Genomic DNA, 9,691 nt, shown 5'->3' with positions numbered 1-9,691 from the left:
TGACTGGTGGTCAAAATCCATTCGCAGGCGGTGGGAACCGGGCTGATGCAAAAGACACTTTGACTGGTGGTCAAAATCCATTCGCAGGCGGTGGGAACCGGGCTGATGCAAAAGACACTTTGACTGGTGGTCAAAATCCATTCGCAGGCGGTGGGAACCGGGCTGATGCAAAAGACACTTTGACTGGCGTTAGCAGCCAGGGCAGTACTATTAACACAACCGAGATACCTGACGGATTCGGTTTGAGGGCTAGTATTGATAACCTAGTTAACTCAAGGCTTAAAGATAGCGGCATCCCATCATCTGGAGGCGGTGGTATGCCGTCATTTGGAGGCGGTGGTATGCCGTCATTTGCAGGTAGCGGCACTCCATCATTTGGAGGTGGTGGTATTCCATCATTTGGAGGCGGTGGTATGCCGTCATTTGGAGGTGGTGGTATTCCATCATTTGGAGGTAGCGGCACTCCATCATTTGGAGGTAGCGGCACTCCATCATTTGGAGGAGGTGGTATTCCGTCATTTGGAGGCGGTGGTATTCCATCATTTGGAGGCGGTGGTATTCCGTTCGCTTAGTACACGTCACCGCAAAAAGAGGTCGGAAATCAAAATTGCGATCGCACTCTTCCAATAGAGATCTCCGAAAGTTAATTCCACAACTGATTTCTGGTGACGTATACTTAGTAGCGACAGGCTTAAAATTTTGGGAACAATGATAAGTTCTTAGTGGAGTCAATGAGAGGATAATATCTCTCATCGACTCCACTAACACGCCAAAATCTTTTAACTAAAAATAGGAGAATTAGTAGCAATGGAAGCGTCTGCTGTCAATGGTGGGGTTAACCCCTTTAGTGCCCCTGGCGATCGCAACCTCTATAGCAGTAGTTCCTTTGCTACCAGTAGCAGTTTGTATGCTGAAGGCAGTTTGTTAACAGGTAACAGTCCCATTCCAGGTGGCGGTGTCAACCCCTTTGCTGGCGGTGGTGGTAGTCAGCTTCAGCAATTAATCTTTGATCGCTTGAAGTTAATTCTCGGTGAAAACTTTTTCCAAAATACTGACAAGACATTAGCAGGTGGAAGTAACCCGTTTCTAAACAATGGCAATTCCATTGCCACTGGCAATATTAACCCTTTTCCTAGCAATGGTAGTCCTATAGCAGGTGCTGGAAGTCTGCTTCAACAATCGCCTTTCGATCCTTTGAGAGAAGTCCTTGGTAATAATATACCCTTTGGTAATAGTGGCAATACATCTAATGCTGTTAGTCGTAACTCTATTACTAGTACTGGTAGCCCACCCTTTAATAAAGACAACGCACCTGTTGGTAATGGCAACAGAAACTTTGGTAGTAACAACGCAACCATTGGGAACTTTAACTCGGATTATGGCAGCAACAGCGCCACCATTGGGAATGGAAACTGGAACTTTAATAATGACAACGCAACTATTGGTAATGGCAACTGGCTATTTGGAAGAGATAACACAACCCTTGGTACAGGTAACTGGTATTGGGACAACGGAAATAATAATGCAACGCTAGGCAATGGTAATTGGCACTTCAGAAGTAATAATGCAACTATCGGCAATGGTAATTGGGACTTCGGTGGTAATAACACAATTATTGGTAATGGTAACTGGGTTTTTACAAGTGGAAATACAGTTATTGGTAATGGCAATTGGCTAGTGGATAGTGACAACACAACCATTGGAAACATCAATAACCCCATCATTTTAGAGTTATTTCCACAAGGGATCAGGACTGGTGCTAATAATCTTATTGACTCCCTTATAGGTAATATAGGTAAAGATTTTACTGAGTTAACAGGAAATTTTGACGCATCAAGTAGCCAGACTTTTAACCGACTCATCTCTTCTAGAAGTGACGGGATTAATGACACTAATCATTTCAAGGATATTGAGCAACTTTTGGCATCAATCAGCCAAATTCCAGATAATGTGATTGATTATCAACCTCTGCAAAACCCTCAGTCTGTCCCAGAACCTACTTCTTCAGTGTCGCTGGTAATAATAGGACTTGTATGTTTGCTGTTGTCAGTATTCAAAAAACAATATATTTAAGGATGGTAAGTAAGTCGGCATAATAAAACCAAACTGTGTAAAGAAAAGTAAACAAAGCTCAAACTCTCTTTCCCCCAGCTAATAGCTCCCTGCCCCCTGCGTTATCCCAACGATAATTATTTACGCCGACCTACTTAAAAGGGGTGGTTTAGCATGGCATCCTCTAATAGACATCTGGTGAAATTAAATATAGGAATCATATTTGATTTCTGAAAAAATCTAAATATTTGTAGGGTGTGTTAGGCGTAAGCCGTAACGCACCAAAAGCTTGAGATGGTGGGTGCGTTACACTTCGCTAACACACCCTACGTATATTTCAAAAATCAAATACTAGTACTATATGCGTTACCCAGAACCCTTGTAGAGACGTAGCAGTGCTACGTCAAAACAATTCTTTTTCGGACATGATCTAATCTATTGAAAGTCCTTTTGAGGCTAGCCATTCAGGGTTGAATATCCGCGACTGATACCGGGAACCACTATCACATAAAATGGTGACAATGGTATGTCCTGGGCCCAACTGCTTCGCTAGGGCAACAGCTGCGCCAACATTAATGCCCGTTGAACCACCCATTAACAAACCATCTTTCCTCAGCAGTTGGTAAACTACCCGTAAAGCTTCTTGGTCATGGATTTGGATGGCATCATCAGCAGGTGCGCCTTCCATATTGGCTGTGACACGACTATTGCCAATGCCTTCGGTGATGGAATTTCCTTCTATATGGATTTTGCCGGTTTTGACATAGCTATAAAGTCCACTACCCAAAGGATCGGCAACAACGCATTTAATCGCCGGATTTTGTTCCTTTAAGTACAACGCCACACCAGCAAAAGTACCACCAGTACCAGTTGCCGCTGTCCATCCATCTATTTTACCATCTGTCTGTTTCCAAATTTCCGGCCCCGTGGTTTCGTAGTGGGCGCGGCGGTTGGCTAAGTTATCAAACTGATTCGCCCAAATAGCGTTTTCTAACTCAGCAGCAACTCTGCCAGATAGCTTGACATAGTTATTTGGGTTTTTGTAGGGTACGGCAGGAACGCGACGGACTTCTGCGCCTAATGCTGTCAGTGCGTCTATTTTTTCTTGTGACTGAGTATCGGGAATAATAATTAGGCATTTGTAGCCTTTGGCGTTGCAAATATGTGCTAGTCCAATGCCAGTATTACCAGCAGTTCCTTCTACAACAGTGCCACCGGGTTTGAGTAAACCTTTCTTTTGGGCGTCTTCGATGATGTAAAGTGCGGCGCGGTCTTTGACGGAACCGCCAGGATTGAGAAATTCAGCCTTAGCAAGGATTTCACACCCTGTTTCTTCACTGAAGCTGTTTAAGCGAATCAGAGGTGTGTTACCAACAGCGCCGACAAAGCCATTTTTAATATCCATTTTGACTATACCTGTGTGAGTATCTATAGTGCAATACAGTTCAGTTAAGCATTTCTTTCTTATCTTATAAATTAAATATGCCTTACCCAGAACCCTTGTAGAGACGTAGCAGTGCTACGTCTCTACATTGGCACTGCTACGTCTCTAGATTCGCACTGCTACGTCAAAACAATTCTTTTTCACTCTATGTCTATTTGCTTCTAAGTAAGTCGGCAACAATAAATTAAACTATATTACGAAACGTAAATACACCTGAAACCCTTATAAATGACTAAGGACAAATGACAAATGACAGCCTTCACCAGTTAGCTTTATTTGCGTCGCTCTACTTACCAAATTTTATTCAAATTCAAAATAAATCCAGGTAATACCGATTCACCGCTAACAGTCGCGGGATTTTCCAGACATTCTTCTGGTACACCAGGACGATAAATATAGACTCGGCGATGCTTGCGGTCAATTAACAAGCCTAGCTGTACCAATGGCTCCTTCATATATTCCTCCATTTTCTCCTTCAAGGGTTTGAGGTTATCAGAAGGCGATCGCAGTTCAACTATAAAATCTGGACAGATGGGGGCAAATCTTTGCTGTTGTTCTGCTGAGAGAGTATTCCACCTTTCCAGTTTAATCCAGGAAGCATCTGGCGAACGCTCTGCACCCGTTGATAGCTTAAATCCTGTGCTGGAGTCAAAACAAATACCTGTACCGTCTTTTTCTGCCCAAACATACAACTGACCAGCTACGTTGAAATTGCGATTACCTGTCTCGGAACCTGTGGGGGGCATAATTGATATTTCTCCAAATTGATTCCGCTCAATGCGTAATTCACGATTAACCTGACAAAAGTCAAAAAACTGCTCGTCTGTCATTTGCATTGAGGAAGGAATTTGCACAACTAAAGGGGATGAAAACATAATGATTTCCTCTAGGTTTTGCTGTCTACCCGACTGGCTTGTATTTCTTATTCTCACGCAAGTAATTGTTTCTGACTTTTCACGTCATGTGGAAAAGCTAAGGATTGACCTAACCCCCTACCCCCTTCCCGAAACGGGAAGGGGGAAAATTCAAAGTCTCTCTCCTTTGAAAATTAAAATAGTAATTTTACTGGGGTTGTCAAATATTTAAGTAAGTTAGGATACAGCATGATTCATAAGTGAATACGGACATCTTTTCTTTGTCTTAGACGGGGTGGATACTGATGACATCTGAAAAAGAACTTGAACTCCAGGAACGTTTACTACGAGAACGAGAAGTTGAATTGCGACTCCGGGAAATGGAAAGTAACATCCATGCTACCGATGCGGCTTTTCATCAAACTGTGAAGCATCAGCCAGAAAATTCCCAGAAACCTTGGGTGAAAAAAGCGATTTTGGGTGGAAAGCTGTTTGCTCTTGGTGTGGTAGCGCTAGTTGCAGTGAGAATAGCCTCAGTGTTGGCTGGGTTTATTATTGTTGGTGCGTTGGGATGGATGTCTTACAAATTATTTTTGGAATCTAAAAAAACCAATCTTTAATTAAGGTGTAAATATGATGAGTGATCAAGTAGCAACTGATAGATTTATCCAAGATTTAGAGCAGGTTGCTCAAGTGCGATCGCAGATGTCTGTATGTTTGAGTAAACTAGCTGAAACCATTAATCAAGCTGAGTTGGCTGGAGATTCTTCATCAGGAAAACTCAGTTTACAGCGAGATATTGAAGATATTACAGTCGCTAGTAAAAACCTCAGCCAAGGTGTATTTCGCCTTTTAGTATTGGGCGATATGAAACGGGGAAAAAGTACATTTCTCAATGCCTTAATTGGGGAAAACTTATTACCGAGCGATGTTAACCCTTGTACAGCAGTGTTAACAGTTTTACGCTATGGCCCAGAAAAGAAAGTTACTATTCATTTTAATGATGGTAAAATTCCTCAACAGCTAGATTTTCAGAACTTTAAATATAAATATATCATTGATCCGGCTGAAGCTAAAAAACTAGAGCAGGAGAACAAACAAGCCTTTCCTGATGTTGATTATGCAGTAGTTGAGTATCCCTTAACGCTACTACAAAAGGGAATTGAAATTGTCGATAGTCCAGGATTGAATGATACAGAAGCGCGAAACGAATTATCTTTGGGTTATGTAAATAATTGCCATGCAATTTTGTTTGTGATGAGAGCTTCTCAACCTTGTACCTTGGGTGAGCGTCGCTACCTAGAAAATTATATCAAAGGTCGAGGATTGACGGTTTTCTTTTTAGTTAATGCTTGGGATCAAGTGCGGGAATCATTGATTGATCCTGATGATGTCGAAGAATTAAAAGCATCTGAGGATAGATTAAGGCAAGTATTTAACGCGAATTTAGCAGAATATTGTACTGTAGAGGGTCAGAATATTTATGACGAACGGGTATTTGAGCTTTCGTCAATTCAAGCCCTCAGACGACGCTTGAAGAACCCTCAAGCTGATTTAGAGGGGACTGGGTTTCCGAAGTTTATGGAAGCGCTTAATACTTTTCTTACCAGAGAACGGGCGATCGCAGAACTCCGTCAAGTCAGAACTTTAGCTAGACTTGCCTCTAATCATACCCGCGAAGCAGTTGCTAGACGCATACCATTACTTGACCAAGATGTAAATGAATTAAAAAAACGGATTGATTCAGTAGAACCTGAGTTTAACAAACTCACAGGTATTCGAGATGAATTCCAAAAACAAATTATCAATACCAGAGACACTCAAGCAAGAACGATTTCCGAATCTTTTCGTAGCTACGTTTTAAACTTAGGTAACACCTTTGAAACCGATTTCTTACGCTATCAGCCGGAATTAAATTTGTTTGATTTTCTTAGTAGTGGTAAACGAGAAGCATTTAACATTGCACTGCAAAAAGCCTTTGAGCAATACATCACTGACAAATCTGCTGCTTGGACATTAACTGCTGAAAAAGATATCAATGCAGCGTTTAAAAAACTTTCTCGCAGTGCTGCACAATTTGGGGCGTCTTACAATCAAATCACAGACCAAATTACAGAAAAGCTCACCGGACAAGACGTAAAGGTAAATACCACTACTGCTGCTGAAGAAGATAACTCTCCCGCTTGGGCAAAATGGGCTATGGGATTGTTATCACTGTCTGAGGGAAATCTTGCTGGTTTCGCACTAGCTGGGGCTGGATTTGATTGGAAAAATGTCTTGTTAAACTACTTCACTGTAATTGGTATTGGCGGGATAATTACAGCAGTGACAGGGATTTTTCTTGGCCCCATCGGGTTTGCACTGCTGGGTTTAGGAGTAGGATTTTTGCAAGCAGATCAAGCGCGTAAAGAGTTAGTTAAAACGGCAAAAAAAGAGTTAGTTAAACATCTACCCCAAGTAGCACAGGAGCAATCTCAGGTTGTATACAATGCTGTGAAAGAGTGTTTTGACTCTTATGAAAGAGAAGTAAGCAAGCGAATTAACGATGATATTGTATCTCGCAAATCTGAATTAGATAATCTAGTCAAGCAGAAGCAAACCCGCGAAATAAATCGTGAAAGTGAGTTCAACCGTTTAAAAAACTTACAAGAAGATGTAATAGCTCAGTTGCAAAAAATCGAAGCAGCGTACAGCAATTTATTAGCTTATTATAGCTAATATAGCTTATTACTCTTGTACTCTCGTTCCCAGTTCTAGCTGGGAATGCCTATAGGAAAGCGGAGCCTTCCATAACCAGAAGTAGCTAAACATAAATAAACTAAAGTTTGTAGTCAGGACTTTAGTCCTAATAAACTTTGCTATAGAACAATACACTTGGGTTAAGCATTTCCTCCTTCTCTCTTCTCTCTGTGTTCTCTGCGCCTCTGTGGTTCGTAAAAAAAAGAGTTTCAGCACTTTTGTGAACCGTATTGTGCTATAGGAATCATATTTGATTTCTGAAAAAATCTCAGTACTCTTGTAGAGTGTGTTAGCAGAGCGTAACCCACCATTCCAAGCGTGTGGTGTCGTACTTTCGTCTAAGAAGATGTTTGAAAAGTCCTATTGTAGGTATCAAAACACTTCACCAAACGACTTCCCCTACGTGTATTTCAAAAATCAAATACTAGTCCTATATGAGCGATGAATCGCTCACTACAAACTAGGATTTTATTGGATGTTTAATTATGCCTAGTATAAATAATATAATAATATGAGGCAGAGCCTGGGAACGAGGAAATATGCAACAACAGTATGAAGGTTATAATGATTTAGTAGATTCTCTCAAATCTGCATCTGCATTCCTGAATTTAGAACAAAAATCGCAACTGCATCAAGAGATAATTACCATTTGCAATCATCTCGTTAATCCTAGTTTTCGCATTGCGGTATTTGGCCCTTTTAATCATGGGAAGTCTACCTTACTAAATGCCATGCTGGGGAACCGCACCTTACCAATTGATTTAATTCCGACTACAGGCGCGGCGATTACTGTCAAATATGGCTCTGATGTGCGCACTCGCATCATGTTGGTAGATGGGACAGAAATCTATCGCACTGGCACAGAAATTTTACAGCAATTTGCAATTCTTGATGGCAATAGGCAGATGCGAAAAGATGTAGCATCTGTGGAAGTTTTTTGCCCGCATCCCTTTTTGGAAACAGGTGTAGAATTTATCGATTTACCGGGAACTAATGATCGAGATGAACAAGATAATTTAGTTAGAGAACAAGTTTTAAGTGCAGATATAGTTATACAATTATTAGATGCACGGAAATTAATGACTTTAGGTGAGCGAGAAAATTTACGAGATTGGCTATTAGAACGCGGGATTAAAACAGTTATATTTGTTGCAAATTTTCTCAACTTACTTGAACCCGACGAACAAAAACAAGTCCAAAATCGCCTGCTGTTTGTTGCGGAAAGCTTTCGATCTGAATTACCTCCGGGTTTTAGTAATTTATATCGCGTTGATGCTTTACCTGCTTTAAGAGCCAGATTAAAAGGCGATGTTGCTGCTGCTAATAGTAGCGGTTTAGCGGCTTTTGAAACAGCTTTGCAAAATATTGTGGGGATTTTGCAACCAAATCGTGGTAGTGTGCGTTTGCCAAGATTGCAAGCGATCGCTTCTCAAATCCAACTCTCATTAAAAGCTCAAATTGACCCGATTGCTATTGAAATAAAATCCTTTGACGATAAACAAAATACTAAAATTGAAATCAAACAAAAAGCAGCTAACTTAATTTATAAAGGTTTCACGACTAGCCTGGGAGAGTTACGCGATTGGCTAGCATTACCCAACTTACTCACTAAATATCAAGCTGATGCAGCAGTTGCATTGGCAGAGAATAATTTTAAAGTTTGGCAAACAAATACTCTGAAAAAAGACCTGACTCAGTTGCAATTTGCTGTAGTTAAATGGCTTTATCAAGCTTACGAATTTTTCCAAGAAGAACGACCACAAGATTTTTTAATTCCCTTTCCTAGCCAACCACAAGTAACACTACCCTCAAAGTCAAGCAGTAGTGATGATTTAAGTGAACCTGGTTCTATTGCTGTTGGTGGTGGTATTGGTTGGTTATTAGGCGGCCCAGTGGGTGCTGCTGTGGTCGGGAGTATTTCTTATTTGCTAAACAAGAGTATCCAAAAGCAAGACGAACAGTTAGCAAAGGAATCTTATCATCAGGAAGTTGCTAAACTTTGTATAACTGCAATTGAAGATTATTTATCTAATTTCAGCAGTCAAGGGTTATCAATTCTGACTGAGTATGAACAGCAAGCCGAAAAAGTAATTTGTTTTGAATTCAGTCAAGAACCACTAGATATTACTAATAAACGGGAAAAATTGCAGCAATTACAAAAGGGTTTTAATCAGTTGTTACGAGAGTTAGAAAAAGTCAAAATTCTCTCCACTCATCAACCTTATAAAGAAATACCCAAATACAGCAACACTAATAGAAAATATTCGCCACAACCAAATAGAGTTCAAAGTTATCCAAAAGATACTGGTGTCAAGCAACAACAAGAGAATACTGCAACAAGGGTAGAATCTGTTTCTCAATCACCACCGCCAAAAGCTTCTCCCTCTGGGCAAAAAGAAGAGGTGGAGGCGAAATTTCGTGATTGGGAACTCAATGAGGAAATAGCGCGAATGAAAGCAGAGATGCGTAGCCCTAAGAGGATGTTTTAAAAGTGGGGGGCTAGTGTAAGAAAGCTCACAAGGCGTATGCTGAATTTTGTAGAAACCAGCACCCTGTGAGCGAATGACTAAAGCATACCGTAGCAATCTGACCTGGGAACAGT

General features: G+C 40.9%; 6 protein-coding genes and 1 pseudogene. 5 read left to right on the top strand and 2 right to left on the bottom strand.

Features of this window, described 5'->3' with window-relative positions; translation table 11 throughout:
• Positions 1–572, top strand: a pseudogene (locus tag LC605_RS23090) (hypothetical protein); the annotation flags it as partial.
• 235 nt (positions 573–807) lie between these two features.
• On the top strand, positions 808–2,073 hold the full coding sequence (locus tag LC605_RS23085; RefSeq protein ID WP_229549852.1) for a hypothetical protein: 1,266 nt from the start codon (positions 808–810) through the stop codon (positions 2,071–2,073).
• Between the two features lie 409 nt (positions 2,074–2,482).
• On the opposite strand, the gene LC605_RS23080 is transcribed toward LC605_RS23085, so the two are convergent.
• The gene (locus tag LC605_RS23080; RefSeq protein WP_229549851.1) at positions 2,483–3,457 is read right to left on the bottom strand and encodes a cysteine synthase A; all 975 of its coding nucleotides are present in this window, start codon (positions 3,455–3,457) and stop codon (positions 2,483–2,485) included.
• Between the two features lie 329 nt (positions 3,458–3,786).
• Positions 3,787–4,371: a Uma2 family endonuclease gene (locus LC605_RS23075; RefSeq protein ID WP_229549850.1), complete on the bottom strand. Its 585-nt coding sequence runs from the start codon at positions 4,369–4,371 to the stop codon at positions 3,787–3,789.
• 284 nt (positions 4,372–4,655) lie between these two features.
• Here LC605_RS23075 and LC605_RS23070 point away from each other — a divergent pair, with 284 nt between their 5' ends.
• The 3 genes from LC605_RS23070 (at position 4,656) to LC605_RS23060 (ending at position 9,578) form a co-directional block, all read left to right on the top strand.
• Positions 4,656–4,970: a DUF3040 domain-containing protein gene (locus LC605_RS23070; protein WP_229549849.1), complete on the top strand. Its 315-nt coding sequence runs from the start codon at positions 4,656–4,658 to the stop codon at positions 4,968–4,970.
• Between the two features lie 16 nt (positions 4,971–4,986).
• Positions 4,987–7,068: a dynamin family protein gene (locus tag LC605_RS23065; RefSeq protein WP_229549857.1), complete on the top strand. Its 2,082-nt coding sequence runs from the start codon at positions 4,987–4,989 to the stop codon at positions 7,066–7,068.
• 560 nt (positions 7,069–7,628) lie between these two features.
• Positions 7,629–9,578, top strand: coding sequence for a dynamin family protein (locus LC605_RS23060; protein ID WP_229549848.1), 1,950 nt, complete (start codon positions 7,629–7,631; stop codon positions 9,576–9,578).
• Positions 9,579–9,691 lie beyond the last annotated feature (113 nt).

It is taken from the genome of Nostoc sp. CHAB 5836 (assembly GCF_020829445.1).
GTDB lineage: Bacteria > Cyanobacteriota > Cyanobacteriia > Cyanobacteriales > Nostocaceae > Nostoc.
The sequence above is the reverse complement of the archived record's forward strand: the minus strand, read 5'-3'. Positions and strand labels throughout refer to the sequence as shown.